Raw genomic sequence first — 19918 nt, forward strand, 5'->3', positions numbered from 1 at the left:
TTATCAATCTCGAAGTCTAGTATATCACTTTCTTTTCTTTTTGAAATCATTGTTCTGAACATTTTCTTTATTTTCATCAAAAAACCGTGAGAAATTTACCATTTTTCTTTAGGCCCTAAAATAGCCGATGCATTTTTCATCCCATCATGTTACGATACAATTGAAATTGAGAATCATTATCACAATAAAGTGAATAGGAGAGAATCTTTGTGAAAAAACGATCTGGATTTCTTTTGATTTCCTTAGCCATTCTTATGCTGTTTACAGCTGCTTGCGGCAGCACTTCAAATAAAAAATCTGGCGCCAATCAGGATGACACAATCACCTATCAGGATGTGAAAGGTGAAGTCAAACTCCCTAAAGATCCAAAACGAATTGTGCTTCTAGCAGAAAGCTACTACGGTGACCTCGTGACACTTGGCAAGACACCAATTGCTGCAACTGCGCCCATCTTTAAAAACCCTTTCTATAAAGGCAAAACGGATGGTGTCAAAAACCTTGGAACAACCCCTTCTGTCGAAAAGGTCGCCGCTTTGAATCCAGATATGATTATTGCTTGGGAAGAAGACGAGAAATTTGATCAATACAAAAAAATTGCGCCAACCGTTGCCATTAAATACAATCAATATTCCTTTAAAGATCAACTAAAAGAATTCGGTAAAATGACAGGTACACCGAAAAAAGCAGCAGAATGGATCACGAAATGGGACACCAAAATTGCTGAGGTAAAGCCTAGAGTAACAAAAGCGGTCGGCAGCAAAACCGTTTCAATCGTGTCACCTTTTGATAAAGGTATCTATATCTTTGGAAACACCTTTGCACGCGGAGGCGAAATTATTTATGACGAGTTGAAATTACGTGCGCCAAAGGCAGTTAAAAAAGATGCCATCGACAGCGGGGTCGGCTATGCAAACATTTCCCTTGAAAAGCTGCCAGAATACGCAGGCGACTATATTTTCACTAGTCCATGGAGCGGTTCAAAAAGTAAAGGAGACCAGGTGTATGAAAGCAGCATTTGGGCATCACTTCCTGCTGTACAAAATAAACACGTATTTGAAATCGATCCTGTCGGTTACTTCTTTAATGACCCAGTGTCACTAGAAGGACAGCTTGAGTTTATTGTGGACCGTTTAACATCTGCATCATAAAAAAACGTTTCTCCACAAGTGAAGAAACGTTTCCCTTATTCTGTTCCTTTGGCAAATCCTTTTGACATGAATGGATAAAGCAAAATACCTACTAAAAACAGACCGATGCCAAGTCCAAATGTTTTCAAATCAGCTGTTCCAGAAATAATGACCCAAGCGGAATACCCCATCGCTACAAGTGCAATGATTCCGTCTCTTGTTCGCTTCCCTTTTTGAAGATCATACGTGTCACCTTGCATGATGACTTTAAAGCTATAGATCGAAGACACAATATACGGAATGAGATACGCAAGTGTCGCTGATGTCGTTAAAAAGGTAAAAGCTTCATTAATCGTACGAGACATCACTGAGAAAATAAACAGCTGTGACATAATGTTTGTAACCGTTAAAGCAAAAACAGGACTGCCTTTTTTGTTTGTTTTTGCAAATACTGCCGGGAAATCGCCAGCCTTTGCTGCTTGATACGGTACTTCTGAACCAAGTAAGATCCAGCCGAGCATCGAACCAAATAAACAAATAATCGCAAGCAATGCCATTACAATTCCGCCAGCCGGTCCTATAATGAGCTGAAGCACGTCAACGAATGGTTTATCTGAGCCTTGCAACTGATCGTGCGGTAGGACGCCCATTGTAATCAAAGTAATAACCATGTAGATAGAAAGTGCAATTAAAAGACCTGTAATCGTTGCACGTTTCACATCGCGCTGCGAGGACGCTCTTCCTGATAAAATGACAGCAGATTCGATGCCAATAAATGCCCATAGTGTGGAAATGGCCGCATGATGAATTTGGCCTCCAAGTCCGAGCATTCCTTCGCCTTTTGCTGCAACTGGGAAGTAATAATGTTCAAATAATGCCGTTTGGAATGCAAATAATCCCGCAACAATAAAAAGGACGAATCCAAGTACCTTTGAAAAGGTCGTAATAAAGTTTAATTTACTTGCAGCACTTAAGCTTGTAATTAAGATAGTATGTGTTCCCCAAAGAAGAATGGTACATACAATAAATGTTGTCAGCTGACCAAGTGTGATCGCTTCTTTTCCAAAGGTGAAAATCTCCGTCTTCACTGTGAGAATAGGAAAAAATGTCGTTAAATAACCGGCAAGACTCGTAATAATCGCGACATTACTAATCCAGCTTGCTACCCAATATCCCCAAACCATTGTAAAACTGGCCGCTTTCCCTTTTTTCGGATCGTTAAAAAGCGCTCTTGCATAACTTTGTGGTCCAGCCGTTAGCTGCGGCTTATGAATGGACAAATGCCCAAAAACAAGTGCAATCATCAGCACACCGCCACCTGTGACAAGCCATGCCATCGTCACACCTAAAGGACTCGCATGCTGGGCAAGCGTACTTGGCAGCATAAAGATGCCTGAACCTACCATATTTCCGACGACAAAAGCCGTCAATAACCAAAAACCCCATTTTTTTGTCTGTTCCATTTCCGTACCTCCGTTATATTCACTTCGGACCAGACCCGGCAGTATCTTCATTGATATATTTGTGAAGCAATGACTTGTATTCTTTATGTTCATCATGGGTCACTTTCTTAACAGCATACCCTTATCTTCGGTACTCAGAACATAAAAAAAAGCCTGAACAACAGTCCATGCTTTTCAAAACATACACCTTGATCTCCGGATAGCCCTCCACGCTTCAAAGACGTGGCAGTCCTGCATTTATTCAATGCAGACCCAGCATAAAGAAAGTTGGAGCTCTCTCTACACTTCGGCGCTGATGCCTTTTTTCTCATGATCTTCGATTCCATCTCTCCCATGAGTGACTCATCATCCGCGCAACCTCTACCTCACTGAGACATAGCGTGAGGATTTCTATTCATTTTTACTACACGAAGGTTATCAAACATTCTCACTTCTGTCAAAGGGAAAAACATAGAAAAAAGGCAGAGAATCATTTCTCTGCCCTATACCTGCTTATTGATCATTGTTTTTCTTCTTTTGTACAGCTTCCTGAAGCGGATCGCCTGCTAGCTCTTTGCTTGCTTCTTCTAACAGCTGATCTACTTGCTTGTGGTCTTTCTCGCTTTTCGCCTTTTTATCCTTTTGGAAAAATGACATCGCTGTTTCCTCCCTTTTCATAAAATGCGGTTGCCTGTTTAATTTGTGCTACAGTGCGCCGCATTATACAAAGTGGAAAGGCTCAATCATCATGAAAGGTCTGTCTCATTTTTTGCAGGTACGTCAAAAAGGTCTTTAAGTCTTCCTTTGTGAAGTCTGACATCATATGCTGAATCACCTTTCCGAAAAGACGTGTATGCTTCTCATAAATCGCCTGCCCTTTTTCGGTGGCTTCTAAACGGACGAGCGAGGGGTCGTCTTTGTCCCGTTCTCTCTGAATATAGCCCTGCTCACATAATTTATTGAGTGCAATGGAGGCTGCACCTGGGTTTAAAGAGAGTCTTTGTTTCAGCTCTTCGGCATGTGATACTTTGCCTTGTATCAAAATAGAAAGAGCATATATCTGCGGAGGCGTGATGTCTTTTTCTAACTCAAGTAACTTGCGGTTTAATTTACGGCTGACTTCATAATGTACAAGAACAATTTCTTTTAAAATGTCTGCATTACCCATCCGAATCGCATCCTTATCGTTAGTATCAACATGACTTCCCCCTTATTATAGAATGTTTTTCCAATCAGCCAACCCTTTTGTCCTCTTTTTCTTTAGAAATAAGCCTTGCTGAATGAATTCACCCTTGATATAGTGGGTACTTGAACAAAAGATAGAACAGGAGTACGCATCATGACAGGAAAAACACACATTATGGGCGGAATCGCCGCCTCAACAGCCGTCGCCTACTACTACGGATTCGACCCAGTCATCATGGCTGCAGCTGGATCAGCAGGTGCTTTGATCCCCGACCTTTGCCATACAAAAAGTAAAATCGGTAGAAAATTTCCGCTGCTCTCGGCAATGATCAGCAGCGTATTCGGTCATCGCACGTTCACTCACAGTTTATTATTTCTGCTGATCATTTATTTTCTCGCGACAACATATATACCAAATGACAGCCTAAGTATCGGTTTACTAGTTGGAATGACGAGCCACCTTATCCTTGATGCTGGAACAGTAAACGGCATTAAATTTTTATTTCCAGCTTCCATTAAAGTGCGTCTCCCCTTCTATGTCAAAACAGGCAGCACAGGAGAACAAGTCGTACTAGCTGCTCTCACTGTCGTCACCTGCTATTACATCGCCGTCATCTGCGGCATATCTATCCCCATTCAGTTCTAACAGAATAAAAAAGAGTTTTGCGAAAAAATAAGATATCAATTGATCATTCCTCATTTTTTTAGTAGGTTTAAGATAAGTGTTTTTGCCTTGCAGCTGAATACAGAATGATGAGGAGATACATAAATGAAAGCGTTTTTCAAAAATCACTGGTTTTTAGTGTATTCCATCCTCTTCATGTGGATGAAAACATACATCATTTATCAACTAGGATTTCACATACGAACGGCCAATCTGTTTCATGAATGGCTACTTTTGATCAATCCACTTAGCTTTCTACTCCCTTTGTTTGGGATAGCTCTTTTTCTAAATGAAACCAAACAAAAGGTCTTTTTATTGACTGCAAATTTTATTCTTACGGCGATTCTTATATCGAATACGATCTTTTATGGTTTTTACATTGATTTCATTACCATTCCCGTGCTATTCCAAGCGAAGAACATGGGAGATATGGGCAGCAGTATGACGGAATTATTCCACCCGCTCTTTGTGCTGATGCTCGTTGATTTTGTTGTACTTGCTTGGCTGCTCAAGCGCAAACCATTAGCCCCAAAAGCGTCATACAAGACGATCAAAACATATTATGCGATCTGTTGCAGCTTCCTATTGTTTCATGTCAGCTCAGCTATGATGGATCACCCTCGATTTCTGACAAGCTCTTATGATCGTGAAGTCATTGTCAGAAACCTCGGGCTGTTCCAATTCCATCTGTATGACGGTGCTGCCCAAACGGCACGCATTGGACAAAAGGCCTTTGCAGATGAAGATACGCTTTCTACTGTAGCAAACTACACAAAGGCTGATTACAGCGGACCAAACGAAGAGTACTTCGGACTTGCTAAAGACAAAAACGTTGTGTTCATTTCACTTGAATCCACGCAGCAATTTGTCATGAACCAAAAGGTAAATGGACAATATATCACTCCTTTTTTAAATCAATTGGCTAAAAAGAGTTTTTATTTTGATGAATTTTATCAGCAGACAGAGCAGGGGAAGACGTCCGATTCAGAGTTTATTGTCGCTAATTCCCTCTATCCTTCTAGCAGCGGCGCTGTCTTTTTCACAGCAAGTGACAATGAATATGACACGTTATACAAGCAGTTGAAAAAAGAAAACTATGAATCCGTCCAATTTCATGCAAATAATAAAACGTTTTGGAATCGTGATGTGATGTATGAATCTCTAGGAATTGATCGTTTTTATGATGTCGATTCATATCATGTCAATGAACTGAATTCCACTGGCTGGGGCTTAAAGGATATCGACTTCTTTGATCAATCCGTTGATCATTTAAAAAAGTTGAAGCAGCCTTATTACAGTACGTTTATTACTTTGACCAACCATTTTCCATTTGAAATTGACCCGAAGGATCAGTTTATTGATGAATATGATTCGTCCAGTACCATTTTAAATCGCTATGTGACGACCGTCCGCTATCAAGATGAAGCAATTAAGACATTTTTTGACCGTATGAAAGAAGAAGGATTGTATAACAATACGATGTTTGTCCTCATGGGTGACCATTATGGCATCTCTGAGGCACATCATGAGGCAATGGCACAGTTGCTCAATAAAGAGGAAATCACACCGTTTGATGCGGTCAAACTGCAGCGTGTTCCCTTTTTAATTTACATTCCTGGTGTCACGGATCAAGCACCGCAGACGATTTCTGAAACAGCTGGTCAAATAGACGTAAAGCCAACACTTCTTCACTTACTAGGGATTGAAACGAAGGATTCCATTCAATTCGGCAATGATTTATTTTCAAATGAACGGACGCCTTTCGCTGTACTGAGAAACGGTAACTTTATTACAGATGATTATCTCTATACAAAAAACACCTGCTATGATCAAAAAACAAAAGAACCCGTGAAGCAGGATGAGGTATGTCAGCCTTATATCGAAAAAGCCAATAAAGAGCTCTCCTTATCAGACAAGGTGATCAATGGGAATTTGCTGCGTTTTTATCAGCAGTAAACAGGATAGAACGATCTCCTTAGTCGTCACGCTAAAAGTCGCCATTTGGCGGCTTTTTCTTTTCTCTTTTTGCTGAAAGCCTATGAATGCTCAAATAAGTTTGCTTATAATAAAGGGAACTACATGATATTGAATGATAAGAGGTGTGAACATGAAGTATACATTCTTAGCCCTCATCTCCATATGTTTGCTCCTGAGTGGATGCCAAACAGAGATGAAGCCATCTAATTCGAATAAAAAAACAGAGCTTGTGATTTCAGCAGCGGCAAGTCTTCAGGATGCACTAAAGGAAATTGAAGTCTCCTTTCACAAACAGCATCCACATGTGACATTAACGAATAACTTCGGGTCATCCGGCGCATTGAAGCAGCAAATCGCTCAAGGAGCAAAAGCGGATCTCTTTTTCTCAGCAGCTGAAGAGCCCTTTGATGAACTTGTTCAATCTGGAGACATTGATCAAGATTATATCAAGGACGCCATACAAAATGAGCTAGTCCTTATTGTGCCAAAAGATGGCTCTTCCTCTATTAAAAGCTTTCAAGACGTCCAGCACATAAAAGGAAAGATGGCTCTTGGCACACCTGAATCGGTTCCTGCTGGTACATATGGAAAAGAGATCTTCACAAAACTGAACATATGGGACCAAGTGAAAAAGAATGCTGTCTATGCCAAAGATGTACGACAAGTTCTAAGCTACGTTGAAACTGAAAATGTCGAAGCAGGTGTTGTGTATAAAACAGACGCCCTCGTCTCCAAAAAGGTAAAGATTGCAGCTGAAGCAAATTCGGACATGCACTCTCCGGTTATATATCCAGTAGGGATTGTCAAAGGGACAAAACATCTAACGGAAGCCAAGGCCTTTTTTCAATTTCTTCAATCTGATAAAGCCACATCCATTTTTAAGAAATACGGCTTTCAAGTGTCGTAATGCCTATGCTCACTGAAGACTTTCTATCACCCATTTGGCTGTCCGTTCAAGTGGCCATCGTTAGCGGACTGTTGGCCACTGTCTTTGGCACAACGATTGGCTTCTGGATGAAGCGAACAACTTTTAAAGGGAAAATGATTGTGGAAACGCTCCTGATGATGCCGCTCGTTCTCCCGCCAACAGTCGTTGGCTTTTTATTGCTCGTCGTATTCGGAAAGCATAGTGTAATAGGGGGCGTGATTGAATGGATCTTCCATCAGCCGGTCATTTTCACATGGTGGGCGGCGGTCATTGCTTCGACAGTCGTGGCATTCCCGCTCATGTATCAATCAGCAAAGGCTGGCTTTTCTACAGTTGAGTCAGATATTGAAGGGGCTGCAAAAGTAGATGGCGCTCATTCCTTCCAAGTCTTTGCCTATATTACGGTACCTCTTGCCCTGCCATCCCTCTTGTCAGGCAGCATCCTCAGCTTTGCAAGAGCCCTTGGAGAATTCGGAGCGACCTTAATGTTTGCCGGCAACATCCCAGGAAAAACCCAAACACTCCCAACCGCTATTTATGTGGCGATTGATTCTGGACGCATGGAGCTTGCTTGGGCATGGACGATTTGTATTGTGATTTTATCTTTTATTATGCTCTTGGCTGTGCGAAGAAGCAGTACATAAAAAATCCCCTTTCTCACATGAGAAAGAGGATTTTTTTCATTTATTCAAACCCAACCGTCATCGTCTCTGGATTCGAGCCGACGCGCTCGTTATTGTTTAATGCATCGATTTTTTCCATGTCTTCTTTTGAAAGTTCGAAATCAAAAATATCTGCATTTTGTTTAATGCGTTCTTCGTTGATTGATTTAGGAATCGTCACGACGCCGCTTTGCAGATCCCAGCGCAAGATGACCTGAGCAACAGATTTGTTGTAGCGTGCAGCCATGTCCTTTAATACGTCATGATCTAATAGCTTTCCTTGCATGAGCGGAGACCATGCTTCAATTTGAATGCCTTTTTCTTTTGCGTATTGACGCAGTTCGACAAGTGTCAGTTTCGGATGAAATTCAACTTGGTTCACGGCTGGAACAACCTCAGCATCTTTTAACAGCTCTTCTAAATGCTGAATGTAGAAGTTACTGACGCCAATGGCTCTCACTTTCCCATCCTTGTAAAGCTTCTCAAGCGCACGCCATGTGTCTTTAAATGTTTCTGCATTTGGGCCAGGCCAATGAATCAAATAGAGGTCTAAGTAATCAAGACCTAGTCGATTCAAGCTTGCGTCAAATGCAGCCAGTGCTTTGTCATAGCCTTGATCCGTATTCCATACTTTAGACGTAATGAACAAATCTTCTCGTTTCACGCCAGATTCTTTAATCGCTTTGCCTACGCCTGTCTCATTTTTATAAACGGCAGCCGTATCAATACTGCGGTATCCGTTTCGTATGGCTGCTTTTACGGCATCTACCACTTGATTGCCGTCCTCCACTTTGAATACACCTAAACCAAACCAAGGCATTTCCACTCCGTTATTCAGTGTTACGGTATCATTCAAGCTTTTAACCATTTTAACAACCACCTTTTTCATAGATTCCATCTTTTTCATTATCTCACGTTGTCCATTAAAACTCTATTATCAGGCGTTTTTCTTCGCTTCGATGGCTAACAGCAAAGCTCCTGTCATGCCGGCCTTGTCCTCAAGTCCAGGAGAGACAATGTATGTATCAAGCGGCGGCAGGTCTACATAATCATTGAGATAAACAGCAAGCTTCTCTCGAATTAGTGGAAACAGCTGTTTTTGCTTCATGACGCCCCCGCCCATAATGATGCGCTCTGGGCTTAAAATGAGCGAGTATTGCATCAGTGCCTGCGCCAAATAATCGGCTTCAAGTGCCCAAACTGCTTCTTCCTCTGTGAGCTCTTTGGCAGATTTCCCCCACCTTTTCTCAATCGCTGGGCCAGCTGCCAGTCCTTCTAAACACGTTCCATGCGCTGGGCAGACTCCTTCAAATGGGTCTGATTCATGCTGCCTGACAAGGATGTGCCCCATCTCTGGATGCGAATGACCGTGAAGAAGCTCGTTTTTTACAACAGCGCCAGCACCGATCCCCGTACCGACCGTGATATACATACAGCTATTCAGCCCTTTGGCTGCTCCTTTTGTTAATTCACCTAAAGCTGCCGCATTGACATCTGTTGTAAAAGATACTGGGACTTCTAATTGCTTCTCTAGCTCTGGGATGAACGGGTAATGCTTCCACTCTACTTTCGGCGTGTTCATGATATAACCATAAGAAGGGTCGTCCTTTTGGACACAAATCGGTCCAAAGGAGCCGACCCCTAATGCTTCAATGTCATGCTGCTCGAAAAATGGAATGAGCTTTTGCAACGTTTTTTCTGGGTGCTCTGTAGGAATCGTCATTTCTTCGAGAATGTCCCCGTGCTCATTGCCAATTGCACAACAAAACTTTGTACCGCCAGCTTCAATTGCTCCATAATACGCCATCATTGATCTCCCCCTGCTCGTTCTCTTTCTTCATCATAAAACATAGGGAAAAAGATGACAACATTACGTATTGGTCAAGAGAACAGCTTCCATATCATTGATATACTCCCTTAAATGATGGGCAATATCACGATTGATTTCACCATTTTCATACAAAGTTTGAATTTCATTTCGAATCGTCTGTACAGCTTGGAAGTTAAGCTCTTTTTTCTTCCGGTCAAACGAACGATCTTTTTGCTGAAAGAAGCTTGGACCGTGTTCACATCGATAAATGACTTGGTTGTAAAAGCCAATCACTTGGTGACACGTTTGTTTATTTTCATCGGTCATATGCTGTTTGATCGAGTCCACAGCAGCCTCTGCCGTTTTCTTACGGATTTGCTTGTACGAGTCTTCGTTTTCTAAAATACCGCTGGAAACGAGCTGATTCGGTCGCCATAATTGGAGCCATTGAAGCAAGCGCAGGAACTTCACTTTTGAAAAACGAATTTTGAAGGAGTTTGAATACAGCATTTCCAGCTCATGAAATCTCTCCTGTAGCTCATAGGCTTCTTCTTTATCTAATTTCTCTTCATCAATTAATTGCTGAAGCTTCATTTGTTCTGCTTTAATTCCATGCAATCTGATTTTTCGTTCCTGTCTTCTCATCCCGAATTGGTACGGCTCACGCTGGATATTACGCAGCTTCATTCGGTAATCATTAATGAGTGCTAGAGACACTTCCCTGTTGTCTTCATTCATTCCTTCTCTTAAGGTTTTAATGGCACTTCTCAGCAGCTTCCGTTTCGCATGCTGAACCTTTGTATCCAAATCCACGGCGATTTGCTTGTCTTTTTTCTCAGATAAAAGAGGCAATAATACACTAGCTAAAATGAGTGTACATAAAATGACGCCTGCCGCGAGGAAAATAATCAAATGCCGCTCGGGGAATGGTGATCCGTCCGCAAGCGTAAATGGTATTGAGAAGGCACCAGCTAAAGTGACAGCACCACGAACACCAGAGAATGTCATCAGCATCGAAGCACGCAGCTTCGGTTTTTTCACATTCTGCTTTTTCGTTACACTCCAGTTACCTGCCCAGAAGAGCCATACCCATAAGAATCTCAGGATCATGAGACATAGCGTGATGATTAAGATGTAACTGATGACCTGCATATTATTAAACGCTTCATCCTGGAAAATCACTGTCGATACATCAGGAATCTGCAATCCAAGAATAACGAAAACAAGTCCGTTTAAAATAAATAAAATAATATTCCATGTGTTTGATGAAGCAATTTGCAGTTTGGCTAAATTTGCTTCCATTCGATCCTGCTCAATAGCGTGTGTCACACCGCCAGCAACAACGGCTAAAATACCGGATACACCAATTTCTTCAGCTGCTAAATAGATGACAAATGGTGTAAGGATTTGCAGAATGATATGCATCGTGACATCGTCCATTCCTAAACGGCGGAGAAAATAGCGAAAACGAATGATAAAAAAGGATAGAATAAATCCAGTCAATAGACCACCTGCGGCAATTAGGACAAAGCTAAAGGATGCCTCAGCAATTGAAAAAGCGCCAGTTACTGTTGCTGCAATGGCAAATTTAAAGGCAACAAGTCCTGATGCATCGTTCATTAATCCCTCGCCTTCCAGCAATCTCATGATGCCCTTTGGCATGTTCACACGGCTGGAAAGAGCACTGACTGCTACCACATCTGTCGGTGATAAAATCGCTGCAAGCGCAAATGCGGCTGGAAGCGGAATGCTTGGGATCATCCAATGGATGGTATATCCCGCGACAATGACTGTCGCAAAAACTAACCCTAGGGCTAACAGAAGAATCGGCGCTCTTAATTTCCACAGCTCGTCCCTTGGGGTACGCTTCCCGTCATTAAATAACAGCGGCGCAATGAATAAAACGAAGAATAGTTCAGGATTTAAAGAAATATGTAAACCTGAAGGAAAAGCTGCCACCAGTATTCCTAAGCCCACTTGAATTAACGGGACTGGAATAAAGGGGACAAAACGATTGATAATATTAGATGATGCAATGAGTGCAAGTAGTACGAGCACTGCCAAAAAAATCTCCACTAGTACGTGTCCCTCCTCTTTTAATTTTTTCGTCAAGTTTTGCTTACATGCAAAGATGTGTTCATTTGGAGTTGATTCATCCGTCCGATCATAGGAGCTTCTTTAGTATTCCGCAAAATGTGAAACCAACACATAACAATCCATCTAGGCAAAAAAAGGCTGAATCCAGATATTCAGCCAGCTGACAAAATTTTCATCATATGTATTGTTCCAATGATGAACAAAAAGACCCTGCTTTTATTTTACACGAAAACTCCATTACCTGCTGACATCCAGCTCGTTTCAAACACAAAAAAAAGAGCGAAATCGCTCTTTTCTCGTTTTACCCTTTATTTAAAAAATAAGACCTAGCGGGAAGCCGCCATTTGAATAGATAGGAACAAACCCTGCATACGACGAGGATGAGAAACAGCAAATACAAAGCAATCTCTCCTTGTGCTAAACCGAGTCCTACGAGTAAGCCGCCAAGTGCTGCCCAGACTGCGTAAATCTCTGCTTTTAGCACAAGCGGCTTTCGCCCTGCCAATAAATCACGCACAATTCCGCCACCGCTTCCAGTCAGAATGGCTGCAACAATGACCGCACTGAGTGGAAGCTCTCTTTGCACAGCAAATAATGCACCTTGAATCGCAAACGCTGCTAAGCCAATCGCATCCGAGAAATTCCCCCATGTGCTCCAGTGCTTGAGCAAAAGCTTTGGAAAAAGAAACACAATCGTAATGGATACAAGAGCAATGGTAAACATCTTGCCCTGTGACCATAAAGCAGACACCGGAAGACCGATTAATAGATTCCGAATCGCTCCACCGCCAAATGCTGTCACAATCCCTAAAATGTACACACCAAGAATATCGTACTCTTCCTCCATTGCCACTATCGCACCACTAATGGCGAATGCGATAATACCAATGATACTTAAGACTTCCCATGCCATTTTCCGCTTATCTCCTTACATGATCTGATCATCTAACACTACTCCCTTAATGTATATCTGACATAAACGAAAAGCAATACAAATTTTCTTTAAATTTTATCTTTTTGCAAAAATAAAAAATAGCCCGCTAAAAAGCAGGCTATCTCTTAATCTTCTTTTGCATTTAACAGCAGCATACTGATGATGATCAGAATAAATGCAATAAGTGCTAACAGCGGAATGGTGATAAAACCAAACCAGTTCAAATAATCAACAGAACAAGGAATACCGCTGAGGCAAGGGCGAATCGACGCAAAGCCTGGGATCTTTTGTTCCATATAATGATAGATGGAAAAGCCAGCACCGATCACAGCCAAAGGCAGTACGTAATACTTCACTTTGACATCACCCCGGAACGTAGCAATTCCAAGTAAAAGCACGAGCGGGTACATGAAAATGCGTTGGAACCAGCACATATCGCATGGAATAAACTTCTTAATTTCACTTAAATACAGGCTGCTCATCGTCGCAACGATCGAGACAATCCAAGCACTGTACAAGTAAATAAGCTTATTCTTCATGATTTCTTCCCTTTGAGCTCTTGATCAATTAATTCTTTGATTTCATCATAGTCATAGAAGTTTTGAACTTGTTTATTGTTAATCAAAATCGTTGGTGTTGAATTCACTTTGTATTTGTTCACAAGCTGATCGTCTGTGTTCAGCTGCGGCTGATACGTTTTCTTTGATAGGTTATCTTTGAGTTTGTCCGTATCAATTTTTGTTGTCTTTTTCGCTAATTCAGTCAGCTTAGCAGGCGTAACCCATTCTGCTTCACTATCTGGCTGTGCTTGATAGACAGCTTCATGGAATGCCCAGAAGTTTTTTGGATCTTCTTTCCATACTTCTTCAGAAGCTAGTGCTGCTAACACTGCGCCATCTCCATGAACAGGCAGTGGCAAGTTAATAAATGAAAATGATACATCGCCTTTATCTATGTAGTCTGCTTTCAGTTTTGGGAAAATGTCTGTTTCGAATGATTTACATGACGGACATTTGTAGTCCCCAAACTCGACAATTTGCACCGCTGCGTTTTTGTCTCCTATGACAGGCTGTCCTTTAATCGAAGGCTTACTGTCAACTGTTTGTGCTTCTTGGCTGTTCTTGTTTCCAATCACAACAAATATACCGATGAGAAGAGCTGCGATAATGGTTAAAATGACAGCAAATTTAATGGATGAAGATTGATTATTTTTCTTACTCACATAAGCACCTACCTTATCTTTATCATTCCTTTAAAAAAGAAGTTGGATAATAGCTTAGAAAAATGCCATTATCCAACTTCTTCTATTTTAACAAGAGGGGGTCCATTATGAAAGATGGTATTCATGAAATTTTCCTTACAATTTTATTTCATGACCCTCATCGCATTTAAAACAGCGAGTACGGTGACACCGACATCCGAGAAGACCGCTTCCCACATCGTCGCAATTCCGAATGCTCCGAGTAATAGGAAAACGCCTTTGACACAAAGGGCAAATGCGATATTCTGCCATACAATCCTTCTTGTTCGTTTTGCAACAGCGATGGCTTCAGCTACCTTTGATGGCTGGTCCGTCATGATGACGATATCAGCCGCTTCGACAGCTGCATCTGAACCAAGCCCGCCCATTGCAATTCCTATGTCTGCTCTTGCTAATACCGGTGTATCATTAATGCCGTCCCCAACAAATAATAGCTTTTCTTGAGGCGCTTTTTTCTGATCAATTTCTTCTAATTTCGTTACTTTATCCTGCGGTAATAATTCTGCATGTACTTCATCAATGCCAATTTGCTTAGCGACCGCAGTTCCGACTTGCTTAGCATCACCAGTGAGCATGACGGTTTGAATACCAGACGCTTTTAGAGCAGAAACGGCTTCGATTGCATCGTCCTTCAATTCATCTGCGATCAAGATTGATCCGGCAAACTCACCGTTAATTGCCATGTACACAACGGTTCCGCTTCTTTTTTCTTTTTCATACGCAATACCTTCTCGCTCCATCAAGCGGTAATTTCCCGCTAAGACGTGAGAACCGCTGATGGTCGCTTTAATTCCATGTCCCGCGATATCCTCATATGCTTCGATCTGACTTTCATCAAGCGGTGAGCTGTACGCCGCTTTAATCGATTCTGCAATAGGATGAGAGGAATGGGCTTCTGCTAGTGCTGCAAAAGAAAGCAGCTCTTCTTCTGACCACTTGTCACTGGCTGTGACAATATTGGTCACTGTAAAGTTTCCTTTTGTAAGCGTGCCCGTCTTATCAAATACCGCATATTTCACAGAATTCAATGCTTCTAAATAGTTACTGCCTTTGACAAGGATGCCTCGTTTAGACGCTGCCCCAATTCCCCCGAAAAATCCTAATGGAATGGATACAACAAGAGCACAAGGACAAGAGATCACGAGAAAGACAAGTGCCCGGTACACCCAATCAGACAATTGTGCTGATGGAATAAGAAGCGGCGGCACAAAGGCAAGCAATAAGGCGAGCACGACGACAGCCGGTGTATAATATTTCGCAAATTTTGTAATGAAATTTTCTGTCTGCGCTTTTCGGCTGCTTGCATTCTCAACCAAATCTAAAATTTTCGTCACGGCCGATTCGCTTAACTCTTTTTGCACTTCAATTTCAAGTATACCGTTTTGATTCACAAATCCTGCAAGAACTTCTTTTCCCGCTTCTACATCCCGCGGCACCGACTCCCCTGTTAATGCGGATGTATCAACAAGTGAGAAGCCCTCAATAACGAGCCCATCCAGCGGAATTTTTTCACCAGGCTTCACGACAATACGGTCACCGACTTTTACTTCTTCTGGATTCACTTTTTTCGTTTCATTTCCGACTTTTAGATTCGCGTATTCTGGACGTATATTCATTAATTCACTAATTGAACGTCTTGAACGGTTCACTGCCGCCCCTTGGAAGAGCTCTCCAATTTGGTAAAAGAGCATCACTGCCAGTGCCTCTGGATATTGCTGAATAACAAAAGCACCAACTGTTGCAATGGTCATTAAAAAGTTCTCATCAAATACTTGGCCTCGCACGATATTTTTCAGCGCTTTAAAAACCACATCACCGCCGACTAGTAAATATGCTGCGAAGAACATAAGGAACTTTAATATACCATCTTCAGGTATAAAGAAAGCGGCTGTTCCAATGACTGCACCGCCAATTAATTTCAGCACAATCGTTTTTAAATTTTTCGTCCCGTGATCATGATCGTGATGATGACCATCTTCTTTCGGTGATACACTCACATGAGGTTCAATGGACTGAACAGTTTTTTCAATTCGCTTTGACATCGTTTCTTGCTTATCTGCATGCGTCACAGTCAAGGTGCCTGTCGCAAAGTTAACAGAGCAAGCTTCCACTCCATCCATTTTGCTGACACCTGTTTCTATTTTACGTGCACAGTTGCCGCAATCAAGACCGCTTAATACGTATTCATCCTTCATCTTTTTCATGTTCTCACCTTTTTCTATATGATAAGTAACGTTCCCTGGATCGATTCAACCTATTAAAAATTAAAAACTTTATATATGAGCATATATTCATATATTGGATTACCCTTATTATATGAGGATTTCTTATCTTCTGTCAATCATTTATGAAGAAATAATTGGTTTTTTTGTGTCCCATTCTGTCACACGGATTTTCAATAAACCAAGCTCATGCCCACCGCTCTGCGCATAACATAAAAACGATCATTTGCCCTCTTACAGAATAAGATATAGTTTTTCTCTTTACAAAAGAAGGACAGACGCTTAGAATAAAATAAAAGTTTCCCTAAGGAAACAAAATAGGATTAGAGAATCATTTCATCCTTTAATCAAAATTATTTAATGTATGCATATATCTTTAGGAAGTGCAATGATGATTGAAAGGGGCCGCAAGAGATGCCAAATGCTTTAACAATCGACCGTCTTCATGTCTCATATCATGGGCAGGATGCTTTAGAGAACATCTCTCTTTCCATACAGGAAGGAACGATGACAGGAATCATAGGTCCAAATGGTGCCGGTAAATCGACTTTACTCAAAGCATGTTTAGATTTAATTGAAAAAGACCAAGGGGATATTCGCTTTTTTGAACAGCCCTTTAAACAAGTTAGAAAACAGATCGCCTATGTACCTCAGAGAAATGATCTAGACTGGACGTTTCCTATTCATGTGCTGGATACCGTCCTACTTGGAACATATCCGAAGCTTGGCCTGATCAAACGTCCGAAAAAAGAAGACCGGGCATATGCATACCACTGTTTAGAAAAAGTCGGCATGCAGGACTTTGCCAAAAGACAAATTGGTGAGTTATCCGGCGGTCAACAACAGCGTGTCTTCCTTGCAAGAGCACTTGCGCAAAACGCACAGCTCTTCTGTTTGGATGAACCATTTGTTGGAATTGATATGGCAAGTGAAGAAACAATGATTCGCATTTTGAAGGAATTACGGGATGAAGGAAAAACCATTTTAGTGGTCCATCATGATTTAAGTAAAGCCGATGATTACTTCAGTCATCTCGTTCTGTTAAATAAAAAACTCATCAAAGCGGGACCTGTACACGACATCCTTCGCCCAGAGGTCATGCTGGAGGCATATGAAACGCAGCTACCATTCTTAAAATCAGCAGGAGGAGACGTGTAATGGAATTTTTAACCGGACTCTTTGAATATGCGTTTTTACAAAAAGCGTTATTTACATCCGTGATGGTAGGCATTATTTGCGGGGTCATTGGCTGCTTTATCATTTTACGGGGCATGGCATTGATGGGAGACGCCATATCGCATGCTGTGCTGCCAGGTGTCGCCATCTCTTATATGCTGGGAATTAACTTTTTCTTCGGAGCCGTCTTAACTGGCGTATTAACAGCGATTGGGATCGGATACGTGAGTCAAAACAGCCGCATTAAAAATGACTCTGCAATTGGCATTGTCTTCACCGCTTTTTTCTCAATCGGGATCATTTTGATCACATTTTTGAAAAGTTCCAGTGATTTATATCATATCTTGTTTGGAAACGTTCTAGCATTTCGATCATCTGATATGTGGATTACGCTTGGCATCGGCATTTTTATCCTGCTGGCCGTCATCGTTTTCTACAAAGAATTGCTCATTAGTTCATTTGATCCGGTGATTTCTTCGGTTTACGGTTTACCGAATCGAATGATCCATTATTTTCTCATGACGTTGTTGACCCTTGTGACCGTTGCTTCATTGCAAACTGTTGGGATTATTCTTGTCGTTGCCATGCTTATTACGCCGGCAGCCACTGCGTATCTCTTAACAGACCGGCTATGGATTATGATTTATTTATCTGCATTTTTCGGGGCAGTTTCTGCCGTCGTCGGACTTGGGCTTAGTTTTACGTATAACTTGTCGTCTGGCGCTTCTATCGTGCTAGTTGCGACCATTTTATTCGGGAGTGCCTTTATCCTTTCACCAAAGCAAGGAATTCTATGGAGATCATTAAGGTCTAAACGAAAACGAACGCAGCTAAAAAAGGAAGCGTCTATGTAAAAGGAGGACATATATGAAGAAGGTATTTGCAATCCGTTTGACCGCAGTATTCATTGCCCTTATGGTCATCACAGGCTGTTCTACAAAACAAAATAATTCCGGCAAAGATGACGGCACATTAAAAGTCGTCACGACCTACTCCATTCTTTATGACATTGTGAAGGAAGTAGGCGGAGAGCACGTCTCTATTCACAGCATTGTTCCCATTGGTACAGACCCACATGAATTTGACCCACTGCCAAAGGATGTTCAGCATACAACGGATGCAGACCTTGTTCTATATAATGGTTTAAACCTTGAAACAGGGAATGGCTGGTTTCAAAAGCTGCTCGAATCGAGTGGCAAGGACGGGGATGATGCACCTGTAGCCGAATTAAGTAAAGGCGTCAAAGTAAAGCACTTGTCTTCAAAAGGACTGGAAAGCCAGCAGGACCCCCATGCCTGGCTAAATGTCGAAAATGGGATTCTGTATGCTAAAAATGCCAGAGATGCACTTATTAAAGCGGACCCTGAGCATCAAGAGGATTACGAAAAAAATACAGAAGCCTATATCAAAAAGCTTCAAGCGCTTCATGATGAAGCAAAAGACAAGTTCGACCAGCTGCCAAAAGACAAAAAGCGTCTTGTGACAAGTGAGGGAGCCTTCAAGTATTTTGCAGATGCCTATGGACTGAAGGCAGGCTACATTTGGGAGATTAACACAGAAAATGAAGGAACACCTGGACAAATGAAGCGCATCATTCATTTCGTCAAAGATCATCAAGTGCCTGCGCTCTTTCTTGAAACAAGTGTCGATCAACGCAGCCTTGAAAGCCTATCTGAAGAAACTGGGGTTCCGATTAAAGGAAAAGTATTTACTGACTCCATTGGAAAGAAAGGTGAAGATGGAGACAGCTACTATAAGATGATGAAATGGAATATTGACACCATTTACAAAGGGCTTTCATCATAAGAAAAGACAGGCGGAGTGATTTCGCCTGTCTTTTTTATTAGCTGGCTATATTTTGCGGGTGTTTTTTCGGCCAGATCACATAGCTGATGCTAATGACGAAATCAATGGCTAAGACCATTCCCCATACTCTCGCTAGCTGCATCAGTGCTTCCGTTCGTTCTGGTGCTTGGATGAGAAAAGATAACCCAAATAGTAGACCGGCTCCGATGACATAAGAGACGAGATGCCGTGTCCAGCCGGCTATTTCATACACAGACCGTTCCTTCCCATACTTTGGTCTTCCCTTCGGCTTAGGGCCTCCTGCAAATCGATAAGCAAACCGGACATCTGCCCATTTCACCATTTGTTGTCCAAAAGCGAGGCTCACCCCAATATAAACAGCCGCGAGCCCGTGAATGACACTCGCCACAGCCCCCTGCCTTAAATCCATATACGTCGCTGCAAGAAGAATGAGATCCAAAATCGGTGTACAAATGAGAAAGAAGGCGCCCCACTTTTTCTGTCTAAGCAAATAACGCAGTGTTAAACCCACCAGAATAAACAGCCAAAATCCAATTTCACATGCCACAATCAATAACCCGATCAATATTCACCACATCCTTTTTAATACAATCGTACTAAATAAAA

At 41.8% G+C, this 19918-nt stretch carries 19 protein-coding genes and 1 riboswitch; of the genes, 8 read left to right on the forward strand and 11 right to left on the reverse strand.

The features are described 5' to 3' along the window. Positions 1-209 precede the first annotated feature (209 nt). On the forward strand, positions 210-1148 hold the full coding sequence (locus MHI33_RS18095; protein WP_185107868.1) for an iron-hydroxamate ABC transporter substrate-binding protein: 939 nt from the start codon (positions 210-212) through the stop codon (positions 1146-1148). Between the two features lie 35 nt (positions 1149-1183). Here MHI33_RS18095 and MHI33_RS18100 read toward each other — a convergent pair whose 3' ends face one another. The 3 genes from MHI33_RS18100 to MHI33_RS18110 all read right to left on the reverse strand — a co-directional run bounded on the left by MHI33_RS18100 (position 1184) and on the right by MHI33_RS18110 (position 3737). Continuing rightward, positions 1184-2590 carry an amino acid permease gene (locus MHI33_RS18100; protein WP_319610284.1) on the reverse strand — a complete coding sequence of 469 codons (1407 nt, stop codon included), beginning with the start codon at positions 2588-2590 and terminating at the stop codon, positions 1184-1186. A gap of 192 nt (positions 2591-2782) precedes the next feature. After that, positions 2783-2961, reverse strand: a riboswitch (Lysine riboswitch). A gap of 121 nt (positions 2962-3082) precedes the next feature. Further along, on the reverse strand, positions 3083-3226 hold the full coding sequence (gene sspJ / locus MHI33_RS18105; protein ID WP_003213383.1) for a small acid-soluble spore protein SspJ: 144 nt from the start codon (positions 3224-3226) through the stop codon (positions 3083-3085). An 82-nt stretch (positions 3227-3308) separates the two neighbouring features. Further along, positions 3309-3737: a MarR family winged helix-turn-helix transcriptional regulator gene (locus MHI33_RS18110; RefSeq protein WP_044140924.1), complete on the reverse strand. Its 429-nt coding sequence runs from the start codon at positions 3735-3737 to the stop codon at positions 3309-3311. A gap of 171 nt (positions 3738-3908) precedes the next feature. Between MHI33_RS18110 and MHI33_RS18115 the strand changes: the two genes are divergently transcribed. The 4 genes from MHI33_RS18115 to modB all read left to right on the forward strand — a co-directional run bounded on the left by MHI33_RS18115 (position 3909) and on the right by modB (position 7967). Continuing rightward, entirely contained in the window at positions 3909-4400 is a 492-nt protein-coding gene (locus MHI33_RS18115; RefSeq protein WP_044140925.1) for a metal-dependent hydrolase, read from the forward strand. 123 nt (positions 4401-4523) lie between these two features. Next, a complete protein-coding gene (locus tag MHI33_RS18120) occupies positions 4524-6374 on the forward strand; it encodes an LTA synthase family protein (protein ID WP_126740890.1) in 1851 nt (616 codons plus the stop codon). A gap of 151 nt (positions 6375-6525) precedes the next feature. Then, complete coding sequence (gene modA / locus MHI33_RS18125) at positions 6526-7302, forward strand: molybdate ABC transporter substrate-binding protein (RefSeq protein ID WP_265208506.1); 777 nt, start codon at positions 6526-6528, stop codon at positions 7300-7302. After that, on the forward strand, positions 7302-7967 hold the full coding sequence (gene modB / locus MHI33_RS18130; protein ID WP_044140928.1) for a molybdate ABC transporter permease subunit: 666 nt from the start codon (positions 7302-7304) through the stop codon (positions 7965-7967). The genes modA and modB overlap by 1 nt, the downstream gene beginning before the upstream one ends. Positions 7968-8007: 40 nt before the next feature. Here the strand turns inward: modB and MHI33_RS18135 are convergent, their stop codons facing one another. The 7 genes from MHI33_RS18135 to MHI33_RS18165 all read right to left on the reverse strand — a co-directional run bounded on the left by MHI33_RS18135 (position 8008) and on the right by MHI33_RS18165 (position 16291). After that, complete coding sequence (locus MHI33_RS18135; protein ID WP_012011253.1) at positions 8008-8853, reverse strand: aldo/keto reductase; 846 nt, start codon at positions 8851-8853, stop codon at positions 8008-8010. A gap of 69 nt (positions 8854-8922) precedes the next feature. Then, positions 8923-9792 (reverse strand): ROK family protein, encoded by an 870-nt coding sequence (locus MHI33_RS18140; protein ID WP_113768083.1) that lies wholly within the window; start codon positions 9790-9792, stop codon positions 8923-8925. Positions 9793-9855: 63 nt separating this feature from the next. Next, positions 9856-11871 carry a Na+/H+ antiporter gene (locus tag MHI33_RS18145; RefSeq protein ID WP_003212699.1) on the reverse strand — a complete coding sequence of 672 codons (2016 nt, stop codon included), beginning with the start codon at positions 11869-11871 and terminating at the stop codon, positions 9856-9858. A 322-nt stretch (positions 11872-12193) separates the two neighbouring features. Continuing rightward, positions 12194-12805, reverse strand: coding sequence for a trimeric intracellular cation channel family protein (locus MHI33_RS18150; RefSeq protein WP_003212961.1), 612 nt, complete (start codon positions 12803-12805; stop codon positions 12194-12196). 146 nt (positions 12806-12951) lie between these two features. After that, a complete protein-coding gene (locus MHI33_RS18155) occupies positions 12952-13365 on the reverse strand; it encodes a disulfide oxidoreductase (RefSeq protein WP_003212957.1) in 414 nt (137 codons plus the stop codon). After that, on the reverse strand, positions 13362-14048 hold the full coding sequence (locus tag MHI33_RS18160) for a DsbA family protein (RefSeq protein ID WP_058013689.1): 687 nt from the start codon (positions 14046-14048) through the stop codon (positions 13362-13364). The genes MHI33_RS18155 and MHI33_RS18160 overlap by 4 nt, the downstream gene beginning before the upstream one ends. A 143-nt stretch (positions 14049-14191) precedes the next feature. Beyond that, a complete protein-coding gene (locus MHI33_RS18165) occupies positions 14192-16291 on the reverse strand; it encodes a heavy metal translocating P-type ATPase (RefSeq protein ID WP_321160727.1) in 2100 nt (699 codons plus the stop codon). A 432-nt stretch (positions 16292-16723) separates the two neighbouring features. On the opposite strand from MHI33_RS18165, the gene MHI33_RS18170 reads away from it, so the two are divergent. From MHI33_RS18170 to MHI33_RS18180, 3 genes are read left to right on the forward strand one after another with little or no spacing between them, the layout of a single operon-like run. Then, the gene (locus MHI33_RS18170) at positions 16724-17467 is read left to right on the forward strand and encodes a metal ABC transporter ATP-binding protein (RefSeq protein ID WP_058013687.1); all 744 of its coding nucleotides are present in this window, start codon (positions 16724-16726) and stop codon (positions 17465-17467) included. Continuing rightward, entirely contained in the window at positions 17467-18339 is an 873-nt protein-coding gene (locus tag MHI33_RS18175; protein ID WP_340912951.1) for a metal ABC transporter permease, read from the forward strand. The genes MHI33_RS18170 and MHI33_RS18175 overlap by 1 nt, the downstream gene beginning before the upstream one ends. Positions 18340-18352: 13 nt before the next feature. After that, on the forward strand, positions 18353-19291 hold the full coding sequence (locus MHI33_RS18180; RefSeq protein ID WP_113768086.1) for a metal ABC transporter substrate-binding protein: 939 nt from the start codon (positions 18353-18355) through the stop codon (positions 19289-19291). A 37-nt stretch (positions 19292-19328) separates the two neighbouring features. On the opposite strand, the gene MHI33_RS18185 is transcribed toward MHI33_RS18180, so the two are convergent. Continuing rightward, a complete protein-coding gene (locus MHI33_RS18185; protein WP_113768087.1) occupies positions 19329-19877 on the reverse strand; it encodes a hypothetical protein in 549 nt (182 codons plus the stop codon). Positions 19878-19918 lie beyond the last annotated feature (41 nt).

The organism is Bacillus sp. FSL K6-2971, assembly GCF_038006405.1.
GTDB lineage: Bacteria > Bacillota > Bacilli > Bacillales > Bacillaceae > Bacillus > Bacillus pumilus.

Bases quoted from the DNA above. Each gene is read 5' to 3' on its own strand.
- MHI33_RS18155 (WP_003212957.1), bottom strand. From the start codon at position 13,365: ATGAAGAATAAGCTTATTTACTTGTACAGTGCTTGGATTGTCTCGATC.
- MHI33_RS18120 (WP_126740890.1), top strand. From the start codon at position 4,524: ATGAAAGCGTTTTTCAAAAATCACTGGTTTTTAGTGTATTCCATCCTC.
- modA (WP_265208506.1), top strand. From the start codon at position 6,526: ATGAAGTATACATTCTTAGCCCTCATCTCCATATGTTTGCTCCTGAGT.
- sspJ (WP_003213383.1), bottom strand. From the start codon at position 3,226: ATGTCATTTTTCCAAAAGGATAAAAAGGCGAAAAGCGAGAAAGACCAC.
- MHI33_RS18115 (WP_044140925.1), top strand. From the start codon at position 3,909: ATGACAGGAAAAACACACATTATGGGCGGAATCGCCGCCTCAACAGCC.
- MHI33_RS18135 (WP_012011253.1), bottom strand. From the start codon at position 8,853: ATGGTTAAAAGCTTGAATGATACCGTAACACTGAATAACGGAGTGGAA.
- MHI33_RS18110 (WP_044140924.1), bottom strand. From the start codon at position 3,737: ATGGGTAATGCAGACATTTTAAAAGAAATTGTTCTTGTACATTATGAA.
- MHI33_RS18175 (WP_340912951.1), top strand. From the start codon at position 17,467: ATGGAATTTTTAACCGGACTCTTTGAATATGCGTTTTTACAAAAAGCG.
- MHI33_RS18180 (WP_113768086.1), top strand. From the start codon at position 18,353: ATGAAGAAGGTATTTGCAATCCGTTTGACCGCAGTATTCATTGCCCTT.
- MHI33_RS18100 (WP_319610284.1), bottom strand. From the start codon at position 2,590: ATGGAACAGACAAAAAAATGGGGTTTTTGGTTATTGACGGCTTTTGTC.
- MHI33_RS18150 (WP_003212961.1), bottom strand. From the start codon at position 12,805: ATGGCATGGGAAGTCTTAAGTATCATTGGTATTATCGCATTCGCCATT.
- MHI33_RS18170 (WP_058013687.1), top strand. From the start codon at position 16,724: ATGCCAAATGCTTTAACAATCGACCGTCTTCATGTCTCATATCATGGG.
- MHI33_RS18140 (WP_113768083.1), bottom strand. From the start codon at position 9,792: ATGGCGTATTATGGAGCAATTGAAGCTGGCGGTACAAAGTTTTGTTGT.
- MHI33_RS18165 (WP_321160727.1), bottom strand. From the start codon at position 16,291: ATGAAAAAGATGAAGGATGAATACGTATTAAGCGGTCTTGATTGCGGC.
- modB (WP_044140928.1), top strand. From the start codon at position 7,302: ATGCCTATGCTCACTGAAGACTTTCTATCACCCATTTGGCTGTCCGTT.